The sequence below is a fragment of the Brevibacterium sp. AGC70 genome (assembly GCF_057334195.1).
Map to the genome: position 1 here is coordinate 216,161 of NZ_JBHFIH010000017.1, position 18,788 is coordinate 234,948.

Consider the following 18,788-nt stretch of genomic DNA (forward strand, 5'->3'; position numbering starts at 1 on the left):
AATCTCCAGGCATGGACCCTGACACCGTGCTCGCACTCGCTCATGACCAGGCGATCCAGTATCCGTCGGTGGAGATCGACCACCCGTTCGGGCCGGAGAACACCGTGTACAAGGTGCGCGGAAAGATGTTCATGATGACCTTCGAGCTGCGCGGTGTGCCCAGCATGAATCTCAAGATCGATCCGCTGGACGGGGAGGTGCTCAGTGATGCCTATGCGGAGATCACTCCCGGATATCACATGAGCAAGAAGCACTGGATCACCGTGGCGGGTGCTGGCACGGCCGAAAGCGAGAGCCCAGACGGTGCGGCGGGAAACATCCTCGACGCTGACCTGCTCCATGATCTCGTCCTCGAGTCCTACTGCCTCGTTGTGGCGAAGCTGCCGAAGAAGGACCGACCCGTCGACCCGAAGACCTTCGGTGGGAGGGACGCGACATGAATCGGTCAGCGCCCCGCATCCGTCAGGCGGCGTCGACGAGTGCCGTTTCCTCGCGATGTTCGACGGCGCCCGGTTCTGCGCTCTGCTGAGGTCGCTTTCTCCGGTTCCCAGTGACCCAAGCACCCAGAGTGACGGCGGCCCAGCCGATCACGATGCCGGCGATGTCATCGAGGATGTAGTGCCAGCCGAAGTAGAGTGTGGCGATTACCGTGGCCCCGAAGAAGATCCACATCAGCGTCTGTATCACAGGCTTCTGCCGGGTGTGCATCATGAACAGGGCCGCTGCGAATGTCACGGAGACGTGCAACGAGGCGAACGCCGCCACGCCTTGAATCTGTCCGCTGCCGACCGGGTCGGCAAGAACATCAAGACGAGTGGAGATCAGTGACTGCTGCAACTCGGTGACCCCGGTATCGGCCAGGCCGCGGTAGAGTTCAGGCCGGGCAAATGCAGGCCCAAGAGCAGGCATGATGTAGTAGCTGACCGTGCCCAGCACCCAGTTGAGACACAGCGTTGTGGCATACCAGGCACCGATGGCGAGGTTGCGATTGAGGATGAGCACTGCCCCGAGGCTGATGGGGATCAGCGGGAGATAGGCGAGATAGACGACAGAGAACACTTCGGCCATGAACCCGGTGCCGAACAGATCGTGCAGGAACACAGCGGGATTGATTCCCCCGCTGAACCACAGATCGGAATGCGAAAGCTCTTGGTCGTAGAGAACTCCCTCCCGGTAGGTCGGAAGGTCACTCTTGAGGTTTCGGTAGCTGAGATAGCAGATGTAGAAACTCATCATGCCCGCGGTGATGCACAGGATACGACGGAGACTCCACTCGTTTCTCACGACTTCGAGCATCCCGCTGGGCAGATGCTTCCAACCGCTCGTCCTCACCGCATCCACGACGATGCCCACGCCGAAGAACAGCAGCGCCAACAACGGCATCCGGATGTAGGCGGGTCCGAGGAAGCCGTCCGGGTCCCGGAGCGGCCGACCGAGGTAGATCGAAGAAGCAAGGGCAACCATGGCGACAACAATAGAGAGCAGCATGGCGAAGGTGTAGGGCCATCGTCGTATCCGAGTCATCGGCACACGGTATAACAATTCGGTATCGTTATGCCGAATCCAGTGGCCGGTGTCACGAGCTGAACAAAACATGAATAATGACCCAATAATCGACTACTTGTGCGCAGTCCGAATACGACCTGTGCGCCGCCCGACGACGAATCGTGCGCGATGCGAGAGGCGTGCAAGCTTCGATCATCGTGGTCCGTGCACCCGAAATTGGCAACGGGCCCCACCGGCGCAGAGAATGGGTGATATGTCCGCCCTCAGCTCCGCGTTCGCCTACCGGCGACTGCTTGAAACGAATGCCACCATGCGCATGCTGCGGGCCGATCATCTCCCGGTTATGGCAGCGACACTGGGCACTCACCTTGGCAAGCCCGGCACCCGAATCTCCACTGAAGACCTGCACGAGTCCATCGACTCGGACCTCGAGGAGCTGCGCGACCACTTCGAGCTGTCCACGCGGACAGCCAAGGCCTACTGCGACGATTGGCGTCGGGCGGAGATCCTCGTCCGCCGACCGGCCACCTCGGCGAGGGGCGAGACCTACGAACTCTCCGCGGCGGGGTTCGAGGCCATCCGAATGCTCGAACAGCTGCGGACTCCACCGCAGACTGCGACTGAATCACGACTGGTCAGCCTCGCCCAATCGGTGCGGCAGCTGGCCATCGACACCGACCCGGACAGCTCCCGTCGGTTGGAATCCCTGCGAGCCGAACGTGACCGCATCGATGCTGAGATCGCCCGCGTCCGCCGCGGAGACCCCCGCTCGATCGTCCTCGATCGGCGCCGGGCGAATGAGCGCGTCGGCGACATCCTCCAACAGGCGCAGGGTCTGCCCGCCGACTTCGCACGTGTTCGCGCCCGCTTCGAAGAGCTCAACCAGGACCTGCGGATCTCGATCCTCGCCGCCGAGGACTCACAGTCCCAGGTGCTTGACGAGGTGTTCCGCGGAGTCGACCTCATCGAATCCTCTGATGAGGGCAGAACCTTCTCCGCCTTCTCTCAACTCGTCCGCGATCCCGAGCAGGCCTCGGCCTTCGACGAAGATATCGCAGCGATCCTCGACCGCGACTTCTCAGCCACGCTGACGGCCGAGACCCGCCGCTCACTGCGCACCCTCATGCGGCAGATGAAGGACGGCTCACGCGAAGTCTCCGACATCCTGTCCGAATTCGCCCGCGGTCTGCGCCGCTACGTCCACTCCCACGAATTCCAACGCGATCGCGTCATGCGCACCCTGATCCGGGATGCCTTGGCCGCGGCAGCCCCGGTCTCACAGGTCCGCAAACCCTACGACAACCTCGGCGTGGATCTCGAGCTTTCGAGCGTCGCATTGGCCAGCGTCGGGGAGGTCATCCTCCACGACCCCACCGAGTTCGATGCCGGCGCCGAACTGGGCGAGGCGACCGAGACCGAGGTCGACTTCGCTGAACTCATCGCCGTCGCAAGGGAATCCGAGATCGACTTCTCCGAACTCTCCGACAACGTCAATCAGGCCATCCACGGAGCCGAGCAGATCTCCGTCGCCGAGGTGCTCGACCAGTTCCCGGCCTCACAGGGCCTGGCGAGCGTCGTCGGTCTCCTGTCGCTGGCCAGCACCTATGGACACATCGATTCCGAAGCGCGAGACCGACTCGAATGGGCCGGGGTCGACGGAATTGGACGCAGCGCCACGATCCGCCGCCACTACTTCACCGAAGGCATCACACTATGAACGATTCCGCAGACGCACCTATCGAGTCTGAGGAGTCCGCCCAGAATCCGAGTGGGCTGTGGTTCCAGGACACAGGCACCTTGGGTGAGCGCACCCGCAGGGTTCTGCTCGAACTGCTCAAGGGCCCCTATGTCTCCGGCGCACAGAGTCCGCAGCTGTGGTCGGCTCTGGTCGCCGACGAGTCCATTGTGCGATCACGGCTGCACGACCTGTTCTTGGAGCTCGTCATCGACAAGCTCGATGAATTCGCCTTCACCCGCAAGGTCGTCTCCGAGGAGATCGACGTGCCCGCTGCGGTGCGCAGCGAGCGGCTGACCTTCCTCGATACCGCCATGCTTCTCGTCCTGCGGCAGCTGCTGCTGGCCGCACCCGGCGAGCGGCGTGTGATCGTCGATCGCGAGGAGGTCTACGAACGCCTCGCGATCTATTGCACAGGCGACGAGTCGACTTTCCAGCGCAATCTCAATGGTGCCTGGAGCCGGATGAGCAACCGTCTGCGCGTCCTTCACAAGGCAGGCGAGGAGCGTTTCGAAATCTCGCCGATGGTGAAGTTCCTCATCGACGAGGACCAGGTGCGTGAGCTCATCGACGTCTACGAACGCATCGCCTCGGGAGAGGCCAAGGGCTCCATCGCCGAGGCGGGGCTCAGTTCCCATGCGACCGACGATCCTGACGAACCCGAAGGTTCCGATCCTGATTCCGGACTCGGCACCGACGACTCCGAGGAGGACGACGCGTGACCGAAGCCCTCTTCCCGCTCGATGCCGCGCTCATCGCTGACCAGGCCCGCGCCCGCGGCACCGATCGTCCCGACGTCGGCAGCCAGTGGAGGCTGTCCGAGATACAGATCGCGAACTGGGGCACCTTCGACGCGGACATCCACCGCATCCCTGTCTCCCACAAAGGCCACCTGATCACCGGACCTTCGGGCTCGGGTAAGTCCTCACTGCTCGACGGCATCGCCGCCGTGCTCACCCCGGACAAGTGGCTGCGCTTCAACGTCGCAGCCCAGACTGCGGGCAGTCGGGTCGATCAGCGCAGTCTCGTCAGCTATGTCCGCGGCGCGTGGACCCGCACGGCGGATTCCGATGAGGACCGTGTCGTGAGCAAGTACCTGCGTCCGCGTGCCACGTGGAGCGGCATCATCCTCCGCTACGACAATGGCACGGACCGTCCGCTGTCGCTGGCCAGGCTCTTCTTCATCAAGGGCTCGGGCACGAAGATGACCGACCTGTCCGATGTCTGCATCCTCGAACGGGCAGGCCTCGACCTCGCCGACCTGCAGCAGTACGCGCGGTCCGGTCTCGAGACCCGAAAGCTCAAGACCGAGCATCCTGAAGCACTCATCACCTCAAACGGTTCACACGCCAGGTTCTACGCCCGGATGCGCAAGGTCTTCGGAATGGCCAGCGAATCGGCGCTGCAGCTGCTGCACAAGACCCAATCGGCCAAAAGTCTCGACAGTCTCGACCGCCTCTTCCGCGACCACATGCTCGAACCGCCGGTCACCTTCGACCTGGCAGAGACCGCGGTCAACCAGTTCGGAGACCTCAAGGACGCCCACGACCACGTGGTCGAACTGCGCCGTCAACGCGACCACCTTCTGCAACTCCGCGAGGCCTCGAACCGATACGACTTCGCCCACGAGTCCGCAGCGAAGTCGATCGCCCTCAACGATGCCCTGCTGCCGTTCCAGAAGCGGCGCGAACTCGACCTCATCCGCTCAGATCTCTCATCCCAGCGCAGGGAGCTCGTCGAAATCGAAGTCGCGGCAGACCGGGCCAAGAAGGACTACGACGCTGCCGTCGACGAATACGACCTTGCCCGTCGGGCCACCCTCGACCTCGGCGGTTCGGAAGCCGAACACCTGCAACAGCGCATCGACACGGCCGAGACCGAACGCAGGGCCATCGCCGACCGGTGGGCCAGCCTGGAGCGACAGCTGAAGCAGGCAGACATCGAGCAGGTGCCCACCTCGGCGACTGAATTCGCCGAACTCCAGGCCAGGATCGCCTCCACCCTCGATGACGAGACACAAGCCGCGGGACCCAGCCATGCCGACCACGACCGCTTCTCGAAGGCTCGGGCACGTGTCAGGGACCTTGAAGCCGAGATCGACTCCCTGCGTCGTTCCGGTTCGACCGTGCCGGGCAACCTGCTCCAGATCCGTCAGGAACTGGCAGAAGGCACCGGGCTGAGCGAGAAGGCGCTGCCTTTCGCCGCCGAACTCATCGAAGTCGACCCCGACCAGTTTGCCTGGACCGGGGCGATCGAACGTGTGCTGCGTCCGCTGGCTCTCACGGTCCTCGTGCGCAGCGAGAACCTCGGTGCGGTCCGGTCCTGGGTCGACTCCCATCGGATCAAGGGGCGACTCGTATTTGAGGAGATCCCCGCGCACGCCGCGAAACCACGACCCGTCAACAGCACGAAGTCCCTGGTCAACAAAGTCACTGTCGCCGAAACCGGATTCGGGGAGTGGGTGCATTCCACCTTGTCCGAACGCTTCGACTTCGCCTGTGTCGAGCGCCCCGACGAACTCGATGACCATCCTCGTGCTGTGACTATGAAGGGCCAGGTCAAGACCTCACGGACTCGCTATGAGAAGGATGACCGGCGTCGCATCGACGATCGCAGCCAGTGGGTGCTCGGTGACCGGGAGAACAAACTCGAAGCACTCATCACAGCACTGAAAGACGCCCAGGCGGACCTGGCCGAGGCGCAGGCCATCGTCGAGACCGCGAACGCGGAGACCGCACAGGCTCACCGACGGAAGGGCATCCTCGCCGGTATCCGTGAACAGTCCTGGCGAGATGTGGACCTGGCCGGGGCCAAGGAGACGATCGCCACCCTGGAGAAGGCGCTGCGCGAACTCGAGGACGCAGACGGTGACCTGCAGCAGGCGATCGGAGCCGAACGCGAAGCCCGTGCGGCGAAGGAATCAGCCGAGGTCGCCACCCGCGACTGCGACTATGCCCTGCGTCGGGCGAACGAAGAGATCACCGGTCTGCGGGCAGGTCTCAGCCGTCTCGAGGATGACGTCAGCGCCGGACACATCCCAGAAGTGGATCCGACGATTGCCGAGCAGCTCGAGGCCCGATTCACGCGTATTCAGCGCAGCATCAAGCGCGAATCTCTGCCCGAAATCGGCCAGCAGGTATCTCAGACTCTGCAGTCGGAGAAGGACAGAGCACAGTCCGTGGCGAGCGAAGCCGGTCAGGCCGTGACCAGGCTGGCCGCTGAGTTCAAGGCCGCGTGGTCCTCGGTTGCCTCCGATCTCACCGCCGATGTCGCCGACCGACACGACTACCTGATGATGCTCGACGAGATCCTGGCCAACGGACTGCCCGATCATGAGAACAGGTTCCGGGACCTGCTGAGTGAGCGCTCCCGCGACCTCATCGGCGAACTCCTCAACGAGATCCATGCCGCCCCACGTGAGATCGAGGACCGGGTCGCACCGATCAACTCCTCGCTCCTGCGGTCCCAGTTCGATGAAGGCCGTTATCTGCGACTGAAGGTCAAGACTCGGCGCAGTGAAACCGTCAACGCCTTCATCGCCGACCTCCGCAGGGTCGCCGGCGGCACCTGGGGTGAAGAGGATATGACCACGGCGGAGGACAAATACGACACCCTCGCCGAGGTGATGCGTCGGTTCTCCTCGAGCGAGCACGTGGACAAGGTGTGGAAGAACCAATGCCTCGACACCCGTCTGCACGTAACCTTCCTGGCCGAGGAGATCGACGACCATGGGCGAGCACATGCCACCTATGATTCGGGCGCGGCCATGTCCGGTGGCCAGCAGCAGAAACTCGTCATCTTCTGTCTCGCGGCCGCCCTGCGTTACCAGCTGGCCGACCCCGATGAGGCGATCTCGAAGTACGGCACGATCATCCTCGATGAGGCCTTCGACAAGGCCGACACCAGGTACACGCGCATGGCTCTGAACATCTTCATCGAGTTCGGGTTCCACATGGTCCTGGCCACCCCGCAGAAACTCCTGCAGACCATCGAACCCTATGTCGGAGCGGCGACCTCGATCGAGAACCCGAGCCGACAGAAGACCGTGGCCTCGACCATGGTCTGGGACACCGAAGTCAGGGAAGAATCGAGCAGTGAAGCCGTCGGCGAGGAAGGGGCTGCCGTCGCTGATGAAGTGCCTAACGGCGCTAGCACCAGCACAGGTGAGAGCGACGATGAGAGCTGACCGGGTGAGGTGTCGATGACGATGCTCTCCGTTGCCGAGGCGCGGGCGAAGGCGCGTACCCGCCTGCGCTCGTCGATGTCGACCTGGGCCACGCAGTCCGACCCGGTGGTAGTCGAGATCGCCCTGCACCCACCCACTGAGAAACAGGTGCTCGAGGACCAGGCAGTCGCCATGGAATGGGCCGGGACCTGGCGGAAGATCGCCGCCCCCGAAGCCAGTGACTCGAAGCCGGAGAACCTCAATAGCCCGAATATTGACTGGGCTGAACGCTCCTGGGCGCGGGTCGGCCGCCAACAGATCCCGCTCCGCCTTCGTCTGCGGACACCGGACGCGGTGGCGAACTTCGTCGGCGGCGACGAGGCCCGATGGTGGCGTCGGCTGCGGGACCGGACCGCGACGATCCGGTCACGGTTCGACGACCAGCACGCGGCCGCCTCGGCGCGCGTCAAGGACGTCGTGGCGAATAACGCGGCCACCTCGGCGCGCGTGGATCCTCTCGTCTCGGCTATCAGAGCACACGCGAAACGGATCCTCGGGTTGGCCCAGGCCGAGTTCGCCACACTCCTCGACGTCGTCGACTGGCTGCACGACAATCCCGTGGGAACCCTGCGGCCACGGCAACTGCCCATGCGCGGGGTCGACTCGAAATGGTTCGAGACCCACAGGTCCTTAGTCACAGCATTGCTGGAGGCAACTGGGCGACCCGAAGCCGTCGACGTCCTTGACGCCGAACCTCGGATTCGGCTGCGCATCCTCGACCCGGAGCTCATTCCCTCGGGGTTGAGCGACGTCACCGCGCCGGTGCCCCAATTAAGTGAGCTGGCAATTGCGCCACGGCTGGTCTTCGTGTTCGAGAACCTGGAATCTGTGCTCGCGATGCCCGATTGGGCCGATGCTGTGGCTGTGCACGGATCGGGCTACGCGGTGGACAACGTCGCCCGTCTGGCCTGGGTGCACGGAGCGCGAGTCATCTACTGGGGCGATCTCGACTCGCACGGCTTCGCGATCCTCTCTCGGCTGCGCAAGCACCTGCCGCACGTGAACTCGACGCTCATGGCCGAGGGCACTCTCATCGACCACAAGGACCTGTGGGTCCAGGAGCCGAAACCCCACACAGGAGTGTTCCCGGAGCTGACTGGGACGGAGACGCGGGCGCTCGCCCGCCTGCGTGCCGAGGGCGACGTTCGACTCGAGCAGGAGCGCATTCCGTGGGTCACCGCGCTCGCCGCACTGAAGGAAACGGCCGCCTCGGCGGGGGAGTCTGCAGACGCGTCGAATAAGTCTTCGGCCTCGCAAGGGGAGCCGACAACCTCGGCGAGCGAACCCGCAGCCCCACGAAAGGCACAAGGATGACCGACCGGCCCCGCGGAGGGCTGGCCGCCCTCTGCATTGCCGAATTGGCCAGCTGGGGACTGCTCTACTACTCGCTGCCGGTGGCGGTGACTCCGATCTCTGCCGATATGGGCTGGAGCCACACCACCGTGACTGCGGCACTGACCCTAGGGCTCATCGTCTCCGCGCTCGCCGGTGTCCGCGTCGGAAAGCTGCTCGACGCTCACGGACCCAGAACACTCATGAGCATCGGCACTCTCATCGGCATCGTCGCGCTGCTGCTCGTGGCAGCAGCACCGAATCTCCTCGTCTTCTTCTTCGCGTGGGTGCTGGCCGGATTCGCCCAGGCTGCCACCCTCTATCCGCCGGCTTTCGCTGTCGTCACCCGCTGGTACGGAGCTGAGCGAACCAAGCCACTGACAACGATCACGCTGGTCGGCGGCCTCGCCTCGACGGTGTTCGCCCCGATCATCGCCTGGCTCATCGACTCGTGGGGTTGGCGACCGGCCTATGTCATCCTTGCCGGCATCCTGGCAGTGACGGCTCTGCCGATGCACTGGTTCTTCCTCAACCGCGGGTGGACTGATGACATGTCCCGGAATTCGACGGTGCCGTCGCGCGCGGAGATCCGCAGCATCACTCGATCCCCGAAGTTCGTCCTCCTCCAACTCGCCGTCGCGCTAGCGACCTTCACCCTCTTCGCCGTCACGATCAACATCATTCCCCTCATCATCGAGCGTGGAGCCGGGTACTCGCTCGCCGCAATCGCTCTTGGGACCGTCGGATTCGGGCAGGTCGCCGGCCGGTTCTTCTACCCCGCACTCGAACGCCACACCACCTCGCGGGCCAGAACCATATTGCTGTTCGCCTGCGGAGCGATCGGGCTCTGGCTGCTGGCGTTCGTCTCTGGCCCGATCTGGCTGCTCATCGGCATCGGCATGCTCACCGGCGGCGTGCGCGGATGCATCACCTTGCTGCAGGCGACAGCCGTCGCCGACAGGTGGGGGACCACCAACTTCGGTGCGATCAACGGGGTATTCGTCGCACCCATCACCGTCGGCACCGCGCTGGCCCCGGTCGCCGGTCCCGCGCTGGCCGGGGTCGTCGGGGGCTATCCGATGATGGCGATCGTGATGGCTGCGTTGCTGACCGGGGCGACGGTGCTGTCGGCGCGGACGTGAATTCGGCGCGGACGTCAACGACGCCCGTGCACATGTCCGCTGTCTCTGACTTCACATGCCCGACCGCTGACCTCGGGGATAGACTGAAACCGCGGTACCAGCCTGTGTCAGCACTCTGACTGGGATGCTGATGGAGGTCCACCCAGGAGCTGTGAGAGCTCCATGTGTTCCAACGGAAGGAATCCTATGCCCACCGTCGCCGGAAACATTGTCGATACGCTCGTGGCCAGCGGAGTCAAGCGGGTCTACGGGATCCCAGGAGATTCGCTCAACGGCTTCACCGATGCCCTGCGCGTCAACCCTCAGCTCGAATGGGTCCACGTCCGCCATGAAGAGGCGGCATCCTTCGCCGCCAGCGGCGAGGCCGCACTGACCGGTGAACTCGCCGTCTGCGCAGGCAGCTGCGGACCGGGAAACCTCCACCTCATCAACGGACTCTACGACGCCCAGCGCTCCCGGGTGCCGGTCCTTGCCATCGCCGCTCACATCCCCAGCGATGAGATCGGCTCCAACTATTTCCAGGAAACCCACCCGACCGAGCTGTTCCGCGAATGCAGCGTCTACGTCGAACACGTGGCGACCGCGGAGCAGATGCCGCGCCTGCTGCGCATCGCCATGCGCGAGGCCATCGAGAAGCGCGGTGTTGCCGTTCTCGTCATCCCCGGTGACGTCGGGCTGACCGATATCTCTGCCGCCGCCGAGGTGGTGCGGTCCTATGCGCCCCGTGTGATCCCTGCCGAATCCCAGCTTGAAGCGGCTGCGAAGGCGCTGAATAAAAGCAAGAAGGTCACGATCCTCGCCGGCGCTGGAACGCAGGGCGCTCATGACGAACTCATCGCCATCGCTGCCAAGCTCCAGGCACCGATCGTGCACTCGCTGCGCGGCAAGGAGTTCATCGAATACGACAACCCCTACGACGTGGGCATGACCGGGCTGCTCGGATTCTCCTCCGGCTACCATGCGCTCAAAGACTGCGACACCCTGCTCATGCTGGGCACTGACCTGCCGTATCAGCAGTTCTATCCCGATGACGCGACAGTCATCCAGGCCGATATCAGAGGTTCACAGATCGGACGCCGCACACGCGTCGACATCGGACTGGTGGGCACAGTGGCCGACACTGTCGGCGAGCTCCTGCCGCTGATCAAACCGAGCCGCAGCAGCGCGCATCTGAAGTCGATGACCAAGCACTACGGCAAGACCCGCAAGGACCTCGATGAACTCGCCACCCCGTCGAAGCGGACGATCCACCCGCAGTACCTGACTCGCCTCATCGACGAGATGGCCGATGAGGACGCCGTGTTCATCCCCGACGTCGGCTCACCTGTGGTCTGGGCTGCCAGGTATCTGACCATGAACGGCAAACGCCGGCTGATCGGGTCCTTCAGCCACGGCTCCATGGCCAATGCGTTATCTCAGAGCGTCGGCGTGCAGGCCTCTCATCCGGATCGGCAGACGATCGCGCTCGCCGGCGACGGTGGCCTTGCCATGCTGTTGGGCGAGCTCATCACCCTGACGCAGAACAAGCTGCCGGTCAAGACTGTCGTCTACAACAACTCCTCGTTGAACTTCGTGGAGTTGGAGATGAAGGCCGCCGGATTCGTCACCTTCGGTACCGAGCTCTCGAACCCCGACTTCTCCACCATCGCCGAGGCGGTCGGCATCAAGGGCTTCCGCGTCGAGAAGTCAAAGGACCTGCCGAAGGTCGTCAAGGAATTCCTCGCCTACGACGGTGCGGCCGTCCTCGACGTCGTCACTGAACGCCAGGAACTGTCCATGCCGCCGACGATCACTGCCGAACAGGCCAAGGGCTTCGCGCTCTACGCCGTCCGCACGGTGCTCTCCGGCAAGGGCGACGAACTCATCGACCTGGCGCGCACGAACATCCGCCAGCTGTTCTGAGGGTCGCTGGGCACTGTCGGGCTGCCGAGCTGTCGCTGAAGCCTGTCCGCGTCAACGGTTGGTAAGTTCTTCGCGACCCGGAGCTCTGGATCGAGAAGAACTTACCAACCGTTTACCTCTTCAGCTGCCGCCAGTTCAGCTGCCGCCAGCTGCAGATTCAGGCAGGATTGTTCAGGTGGGTGTCGAGGAGCTTCCCAAAGGTCGCCATATCTGTCTTCTTCGTGACTCGGAGGACGGTCCACCCTTCGGCTTCCAACAGTTGTTGCCGTTCGATGTCAGTGTTGAACTGTCCCTCTGACGATCGATGATGGTCTCCCTCATATTCGTTTGCCAGCTTGAGCTCTGGATATCCCAGATCGGGCTGCAGGATCACATTCTTGATCCTGCAGAGAACCCGCGGATGAACTACAGGTTCGGGAAAGCCGTTGTCGATGAGCCATAGCCGTAGCCAGGTCTCACGAGGGGAGTCAACGGTCAGGCGAATGAGCGAAAACGCCTTCTCTATCCTTCGGCGGCTGCGGACTTGGCGACGAGTGGAGAGTTCGGTGTGAAGCGATTCGACAGTGGTCTTCGGACCGCCGAATCGCTTCGACACCACCGCATCGCCGAATTGCACGAGTTCGAGCAGACTGAGGTGAGAGCCGAGTTCGACGAGTAGGTGTGGAACCGTGACCAATTGCAGGTCGAAGAAGTCGATCTGCTTGAGCTGACGATGTCGATGAAGAATGACCTGCCGCATATTGACTCGGGTGCAGGCTGTGTCTCCGGCAACGTGAAGATCCTGGTCCCGGATTCGATTCGGCATCGGCAAACCATACAGGCGAGCAGCGGTCCAGAATGTGCCGGCCACGTCAGGGCGTCGCAGACGAAAGCCTCGCAGCTGCGTCGCAACTCTCTGCCACTCGGCTCCTGCCCAGACCGGTGTGGGAGCCACGATGTCCTCGGTACTGTCGATCCAAACGCCATGGACCATCTGGATATAGCGCGGATCATGCTGCAACGCATACGAAGTGATCTTCCGAGCGGCCAAATCGGCGCGGGTGAATGGGGTCGGCATCTGCCTGAAAGTCATCGGTTTCGAGCGCCAATACGACATGCTGATCAGTATCGGGCGGCCAACGGCACGCTTTCCAAGTGGCTCAGGAGCGTTGGGGATAACGACCCGGCATCCCCAGGGGAACTACGTCTAAGTCAGGTCCAGCTGTGGACAGATTCGCACTCGGTTCGAGCAGCGATTTCCGTTGCCCCTGAGCGGTATTCCTGTGATCGTAGCTGTTGCTTGCTGCCCCAGCACGAACCTCTCGGTCTCATAACGTTCCAAAGCTCGGGGTTCATCCACACTGCAAAGCGCATGAGTCGACTTTCGCATGTCCAACGAGACGTAATCCCGACATACCTGCGGACTCTTGCTGAAACGGTTGGTAGGTTCGTGGGGGGCCCGAGCTCAGGATCGCGACGAACTTACCAACCGTTGGCGCAGGAAGCCCGTGTCCTGTTGGCGCAGGAAGCCCGTGTCGCGCTCACTGCGGTCTGACTAGCCGCGCTCACATTCGCCGCGGCGATCGGACGATTCACATTTCACACGATCGGATACTCCGCCAGAGCCTGCGCGGTGACCAGCGCTGCGGTCATGGCCTCGTGGCCTTTGTCTTCCTGAGAGCCTTCGAGTCCGGCACGGTCGAGTCCCTGCTGCTCGGTATCGCAGGTGAGCACCCCGAAGCCGACTGGTTTGCGGGAGTCGATGGCAACGCGGTTGAGGCCGTCGGTGGCTGCTTGGCACACATAGTCGAAGTGTGGGGTGCCGCCACGGATGACGACGCCGAGGGCGACGACCGCGTCGAAGTGCGGTGCCAGTCGGGCTGCGGCGATGGGCAGCTCGAAGCTGCCGGGGACTCGCACCAGGGTGGCTTGGGCTCCAGCCTCGGTGGCCGCCCGCTGGGCGCCGTCGACCAGGCCGTCCATGATCTGTGTGTGCCATGATGCTGCGATGATGGCGACTCGAGAATCGGCCGCGGAGACGGCGAGGTCGGGTGCTCCGGAATGTGCCATGGGTAAGTCCTTTCGTGCCGGCCCTGGTGGCCGGAAGAGTCAGTGGTCAGAAGTGGGAGTGTTTGAAGCGGCCGCTCAGCAGTGGTGCTTCTCAGCGATGGTCGCCGAGGCAGAAGCACTGCCGACCACAGAGGGCAGAGTCAGCTTGTGGTGCATGCGCTCACGCTTGGTGTTCAGGTAGTTCGAGTTCTCCGGCCGCGCGGGGATCTCAAGCGGAACGACGGCCTCGATCGTGATTCCCAGGGCTTCGAGCGCCCGGGTCTTGTCCGGGTTGTTCGTCAGCAGACGGATGCGAGTCAGGCCGATGGAGCCCAGGATCTCCGCGGCTGCACGGTAGTCACGGTCATCGTCGTGGAAGCCGAGCTCACGGTTTGCATCCACAGTGTCCAGCCCCCGATCCTGCAGGGCGTAGGCGCGGAGTTTGTTGCTCAACCCGATTCCGCGGCCCTCGTGACCGGTCATATAGATCACGGCACCACCCTCGTCGGAGATGCGCTGCAGTGCCAGATCCAGCTGCTCCCCGCAGTCGCAGCGGTGAGATCCGAACACATCCCCGGTCAGGCACTCCGAATGCACCCGAACCAGAGGTGCAGGCCCGCGCGGTGACGACTCCTGAGCCCTCGGTTCGTCGGCAACAGCGGCAGACTCGATCCGGGAGAACACGCCGAGGTGGTCGTGACCGTCGATCGTGAATGCACGTGCTCTGAAGCTCCCGTGCTTGGTCGGCAGCGGAACTTCTGCTGATGCTTCGATCGCTCGCGGGTTCGTATCGGTCTCGTTGAGGTAGTCAATGAGTCCTTCGATCGAGACCATGACCAGCTTGTGGGCATCGGCGAACTCGCGGAGGGAGTCAAAGCGCATCATCGAACCGTCGTCATGGACGACTTCGCCGATCATCGCCACAGGAGTAGCCCCGGCCAGCCGTGCGAACTCGACTCCAGCCTCGGTGTGGCCTGGGCGTTCACGGACTCCACCGGACTTTGCGATGAGCGGGAACACGTGCCCGGGGCGTGTGATCGATGCCGGATCGGGGGCTGCCGCAGCAAGGTGGCGTCCGGTCAGGGCACGCTCGGCGGCACTGATTCCGGTGGTCACGCCGACCGCGTCGCAACTGATCGTGTAGGCGGTTCCCTTCGGGTCTTCGTTCGCAGAGACCATGGGCGGCAGTTCGAGTGCGGCGGCACGCTCGGCATCCATGGGTGCACAGATGACTCCAGAGGTGTAACGGACGAAGAAGCCCATAGTGGCTGCCTCGGCGAACTCGGCTGCCATGATGAGGTCACCCTCGTTCTCGCGGTCCTCATCATCGACGACGACGATGGGCTGGCCCGCAGCGAACGCAGCGATCGCGTCCTCGATCGGATCGAGCCGCGCAGCGGTTGGGTCGGTATCAGGCATTGTCGGCTCCTTGTCGAGTGCTGCTGTCAGTTGAGTTGAGGAGAGTGGTTGTCTCGGCTGATGTCGCTGATGTCGCTGATGTGGCAGATGCGTCAGGGTCCGCAGGAGCGGTGACCTCTGTGCGGAACGAGAGCAGGCGGGCGGTGTATTTCGCGAGCACGTCCACCTCGACGTTGACCGGGTCGCCGGGGGCCAGATCGCCGAACGTGGTGTGAGTCAACGTGGCCGGGATGAGTCCGACCTCGACCCAGGCGCTGGTCTCGCTGGGTTCTGATACGGCTGTCAGCGTCAGTGAGACGCCGTTGAGGGCGATGGAACCCTTGGTGGCGGTGTAGGGAGCCAGAGAGTTCGGGATGCCGATGCGTAATGTCGACCACTCATCGAAGTCGTCGCGGCTCAGCAGTTCACCGCACCCGTCGACATGTCCCTGCACCACATGCCCATCGAAGCGCCCCGAGGCGGGTGTGCACCTCTCCAAGTTGACCCGGTCCCCGGTGCGCAAGGCTCCCAGCCCGGTCAGTCGCAGGGTCTCGCCCATCACCTCGGCGGTGAAGGGTCCCTGCACCTCGCCGGTGAAGGCACCCGGCGACTCGGAAGGCGCACCGTCGGGCGGTGAGGATGCTTCGTCCCTGACCGAGGTCAGGCACACGCCGTTGACGGCCAGTGACCCGCCGAGGCCGAGGTCGTAGACGAGTCCCTTGGCGTCGATGGTGATGACAGCCGAATCGTCCCTGCGGTCGATGGCCGCGACGATGCCGAGCTCTTCGATGATGCCGGTGAACATGTGCCCTCCGAGTGAGTGTGCGATCAGTGAATAGATGGTGCGTCAGATGGTGTAGTTGTCAGTGGTGCCGAAACTGGTGTCGCCGGTGACGAAGTGGAGAAGTACGTCGGGTCCAAGTTGCGCGACTGCAGGTTCGGCGGTCTCGTCGGGAACCAGACCGACCGCCTCACTCAGCGTCGACGTGCCCAGGCCCGATAAGCTGGATTTCCCCGCGCCCACCAGCAGTGGAGCCTGATAGCAGAAGACTTCGTCGACTGCACCGGCGGCGAAGAAGGCGCCGAGCACGCTGGGCCCACCCTCAACAAGGATGTGGCGCAGACCGCGGGCATGCAGTTCGCCCAGTGCTGCAGTGATGTTGCGTGTGCGAAGGTGAATCGTGTCGGGATTGAGTGCGAGGAAAGATTCCGGCGGCAGGGAGGTCAGCCCGAGGACGATGGGCATCGGCTGGGTTTCCAGCGGTTCACCGCTTGGTCCCCTGGCATTGAGTCGGGGGTCATCGGCCAGGACCGTTCCGGTGCCGACGAGGATCCCGTCGACTCGGGACCGAAACTCATGTGAATGCTCTCGCGATTGTGCCGAGGTGATCCACTGGCTGGTACCATCGGAGGCCGCGACCATGCCATCAAGACTCTGCGCGATCTTCACTGTGACGAAGGGACGCTCGGCATCGACGGCACGACGCCACCTGGCGTTGAGAGCCGAGGACTCGTCACGGCCAAGGCCCGAGCGGACCCGGACCCCCGCCTCGGCGAGGGTGGCCCCACCACCGGCGGCGACGCCGTTGGAATCGGGCAGTGCGAAGACGACGTCGGGGATGCCGGCCTCGATGATCGCCTGGGCGCACGGCCCGGTCCGGCCGGTGTGATTGCATGGCTCCAGGGTCACGAACAGGGTGGATGCGGCGAGGTCGACGCCGAGGTCGATGGCCGTGGTGATGGCGTCCACCTCGGCGTGGGGACTGCCTGCGCCTGCATGATGGCCGACGACGATCTGCGAGTCCCTCGTCAGAATTGCGGCTCCAACGAGAGGATTCGCGCCCCGGTGACCGTTTCGCGCGGCCTGCAGGGCAGCGGACATCGCGGTCGTTTCGAGATCGGTGAACCCCGCGTGCATGAAAAAACCTCCCGAACTGATGCCGGGAGGGAGGATATTGCGGGTGCAACTATCAGAGCGTGCGGACGTGTGCGACAGTGCACTGGGATGCACCGAATCACAGCGACCGCGGTCGCCATGCTCCTCCCATCCAGACTCTGACTGTCGGTCTCGGAATTTCACCAAGTCAACCTCCTGCACGAATGCAGTCGGCTCGCGGACTATCACCGCCGGTACGGATTTTCACCGTCCCCGGAACATGTGACCACAGATTAGCATGCCCCTCGCCGAGGTGGCCATGATGTCCGTCACATGAGAAGCGCAGGTGCCCTGCCGCAGTTCTGCCGGGCCAGCATCGCGGGTGCGGTCGTGGGCGGCGGCACCGTCGCTGCTATGCAGTCCTTGTGGAATTGCATAACTAAGGTATATAAAGGAGTTATGGATGATGTTGATTCTGCGGAGCTCGTCACTGACCTTGTCGTTGTCTCCTCGCGTCTGACCAGAGCGATGAGGCGAGTTGTCGGCAATGAAAGTGACCTTGTCGCATTGCGTGCGCTCAGCGTGGTCGAGCAGTATCAGCCTGTCCGGGTGGGGCATTTCGCGCAGGGATACCTGTGCTCGCAGCCTGCTGCGACCAAAGTCCTGGGCCGACTCGAAGAGGCCGGATACGTCCTTCGCGAAGTCAGCCCGAGTGACAGGCGGGCCTCACAGTTCTCACTGACGGAGGCGGGCAGTGCACGATTGGCCGAGAACCGCACCATCTTGGTCGAGCGGATGGAGCCCTACTTCGAGGCTCTGACTCCCGACGACAGGCTCAGCGTCCATCGGGCGCTGGGACTGGTCTCGAAGTATCTGCAGGAACAGCATCCCGTGGATGTTGACGAAGTCCAACAAGACGAGACGCACACCGGCTGACGAACACACATCAGGCCAACAACAGCGAAACACGAAATATCGACGAAAGGGTGCGCAGGAACAGCAATGAGCGTGTCACCAGGTAACGAACCACAGACGAAGGATGGGGAGGGCGCGGAACCATCTATTCTGCGTCAACCACGAGCAGTATGGGCAGTCGCGTTCGCCGCGGTCATCGCGTTCATGGGTATCGGTCTGGTCGACCCGATTCTGCCCGCGATCTCCGCCGAACTGCACGCATCCCCGTCGCAGTCGATGCTGCTGTTCACCAGCTACCTGTTCATCACCGGCGGCATGATGTTCTTCACGAGCTTCGTGTCCTCCCGGATTGGTGCGAAGACCACGTTGCTCATCGGCCTCATCCTCATCGTCGCGTTCTCTGCCCTGGCCGGTTTCTCTGGCAGCGTCGACCAGATCATCGGGTTCCGAGCCGGTTGGGGGCTGGGCAACGCCCTCTTCATCTCCACCGCGCTCTCAACCATCGTCGGTGCTGCCTCCGGTGGCGCCGACAAGGCGATCATCCTCTACGAGGCGGCTCTGGGCATCGGCATTGCGACCGGACCTCTGCTGGGTGGCCTGCTGGGCGGAATCTCCTGGCGCGGACCGTTCTTCGGCACCGCTGTCCTCATGGCCATCGGCTTCATCGCCATCGTGATCCTGCTGCCCGGCGGGAAGACCGACACCGGCATCAAGACCTCGCCCGAGCCG

15 protein-coding genes and 1 riboswitch are annotated in these 18,788 nt (G+C 63.4%); of the genes, 9 read left to right on the top strand and 6 right to left on the bottom strand.

The window, feature by feature from the left end:
* Positions 1 to 11 precede the first annotated feature (11 nt).
* A complete protein-coding gene (locus ACE03M_RS15270) occupies positions 12 to 440 on the top strand; it encodes an MmcQ/YjbR family DNA-binding protein (RefSeq protein ID WP_143920885.1) in 429 nt (142 codons plus the stop codon).
* A 22-nt stretch (positions 441 to 462) separates the two neighbouring features.
* Here ACE03M_RS15270 and ACE03M_RS15275 read toward each other — a convergent pair whose 3' ends face one another.
* The gene (locus tag ACE03M_RS15275) at positions 463 to 1,524 is read right to left on the bottom strand and encodes a phosphatase PAP2 family protein (protein ID WP_260847917.1); all 1,062 of its coding nucleotides are present in this window, start codon (positions 1,522 to 1,524) and stop codon (positions 463 to 465) included.
* Between the two features lie 235 nt (positions 1,525 to 1,759).
* On the opposite strand from ACE03M_RS15275, the gene ACE03M_RS15280 reads away from it, so the two are divergent.
* The 6 genes from ACE03M_RS15280 (at position 1,760) to poxB (ending at position 11,842) form a co-directional block, all read left to right on the top strand.
* Positions 1,760 to 3,223, top strand: coding sequence for a DUF3375 domain-containing protein (locus tag ACE03M_RS15280; RefSeq protein WP_485934875.1), 1,464 nt, complete (start codon positions 1,760 to 1,762; stop codon positions 3,221 to 3,223).
* Positions 3,220 to 3,963 (top strand): DUF4194 domain-containing protein, encoded by a 744-nt coding sequence (locus tag ACE03M_RS15285; RefSeq protein ID WP_485934877.1) that lies wholly within the window; start codon positions 3,220 to 3,222, stop codon positions 3,961 to 3,963. Before ACE03M_RS15280 ends, ACE03M_RS15285 begins: the two co-directional genes overlap by 4 nt.
* Positions 3,960 to 7,427 carry an ATP-binding protein gene (locus tag ACE03M_RS15290; protein ID WP_485934878.1) on the top strand — a complete coding sequence of 1,156 codons (3,468 nt, stop codon included), beginning with the start codon at positions 3,960 to 3,962 and terminating at the stop codon, positions 7,425 to 7,427. Before ACE03M_RS15285 ends, ACE03M_RS15290 begins: the two co-directional genes overlap by 4 nt.
* A 15-nt stretch (positions 7,428 to 7,442) precedes the next feature.
* Complete coding sequence (locus ACE03M_RS15295) at positions 7,443 to 8,780, top strand: Wadjet anti-phage system protein JetD domain-containing protein (RefSeq protein ID WP_485934879.1); 1,338 nt, start codon at positions 7,443 to 7,445, stop codon at positions 8,778 to 8,780.
* Entirely contained in the window at positions 8,777 to 9,940 is a 1,164-nt protein-coding gene (locus tag ACE03M_RS15300; RefSeq protein ID WP_485934881.1) for an MFS transporter, read from the top strand. Before ACE03M_RS15295 ends, ACE03M_RS15300 begins: the two co-directional genes overlap by 4 nt.
* 186 nt (positions 9,941 to 10,126) lie before the next feature.
* Positions 10,127 to 11,842, top strand: a complete 1,716-nt coding sequence (gene poxB / locus ACE03M_RS15305) for a ubiquinone-dependent pyruvate dehydrogenase (protein WP_485934882.1) — start codon at positions 10,127 to 10,129, stop codon at positions 11,840 to 11,842.
* Between the two features lie 157 nt (positions 11,843 to 11,999).
* On the opposite strand, the gene ACE03M_RS15310 is transcribed toward poxB, so the two are convergent.
* The 5 genes from ACE03M_RS15310 to ribD form a co-directional block, all read right to left on the bottom strand.
* Entirely contained in the window at positions 12,000 to 12,899 is a 900-nt protein-coding gene (locus ACE03M_RS15310) for a hypothetical protein (RefSeq protein ID WP_485934884.1), read from the bottom strand.
* A 521-nt stretch (positions 12,900 to 13,420) separates the two neighbouring features.
* Positions 13,421 to 13,891: a 6,7-dimethyl-8-ribityllumazine synthase gene (gene ribH, locus ACE03M_RS15315; protein WP_485934885.1), complete on the bottom strand. Its 471-nt coding sequence runs from the start codon at positions 13,889 to 13,891 to the stop codon at positions 13,421 to 13,423.
* A gap of 75 nt (positions 13,892 to 13,966) precedes the next feature.
* Positions 13,967 to 15,289 carry a 3,4-dihydroxy-2-butanone-4-phosphate synthase gene (gene ribB, locus ACE03M_RS15320; protein WP_485934886.1) on the bottom strand — a complete coding sequence of 441 codons (1,323 nt, stop codon included), beginning with the start codon at positions 15,287 to 15,289 and terminating at the stop codon, positions 13,967 to 13,969.
* Positions 15,282 to 16,073, bottom strand: a complete 792-nt coding sequence (locus ACE03M_RS15325) for a riboflavin synthase (RefSeq protein ID WP_485934888.1) — start codon at positions 16,071 to 16,073, stop codon at positions 15,282 to 15,284. The genes ribB and ACE03M_RS15325 overlap by 8 nt, the downstream gene beginning before the upstream one ends.
* A 42-nt stretch (positions 16,074 to 16,115) precedes the next feature.
* A complete protein-coding gene (ribD, locus tag ACE03M_RS15330; RefSeq protein ID WP_485934889.1) occupies positions 16,116 to 17,186 on the bottom strand; it encodes a bifunctional diaminohydroxyphosphoribosylaminopyrimidine deaminase/5-amino-6-(5-phosphoribosylamino)uracil reductase RibD in 1,071 nt (356 codons plus the stop codon).
* Positions 17,187 to 17,300: 114 nt separating this feature from the next.
* Positions 17,301 to 17,429, bottom strand: a riboswitch (FMN riboswitch).
* 174 nt (positions 17,430 to 17,603) lie between these two features.
* Between ribD and ACE03M_RS15335 the strand changes: the two genes are divergently transcribed.
* Together ACE03M_RS15335 and ACE03M_RS15340 are read left to right on the top strand one after the other, a co-directional pair.
* On the top strand, positions 17,604 to 18,080 hold the full coding sequence (locus ACE03M_RS15335; protein ID WP_485934552.1) for a MarR family winged helix-turn-helix transcriptional regulator: 477 nt from the start codon (positions 17,604 to 17,606) through the stop codon (positions 18,078 to 18,080).
* A 66-nt stretch (positions 18,081 to 18,146) separates the two neighbouring features.
* Positions 18,147 to 18,788 (top strand): MFS transporter (locus tag ACE03M_RS15340; protein WP_485934890.1); only part of this gene is annotated, 642 nt, incomplete at its 3' end.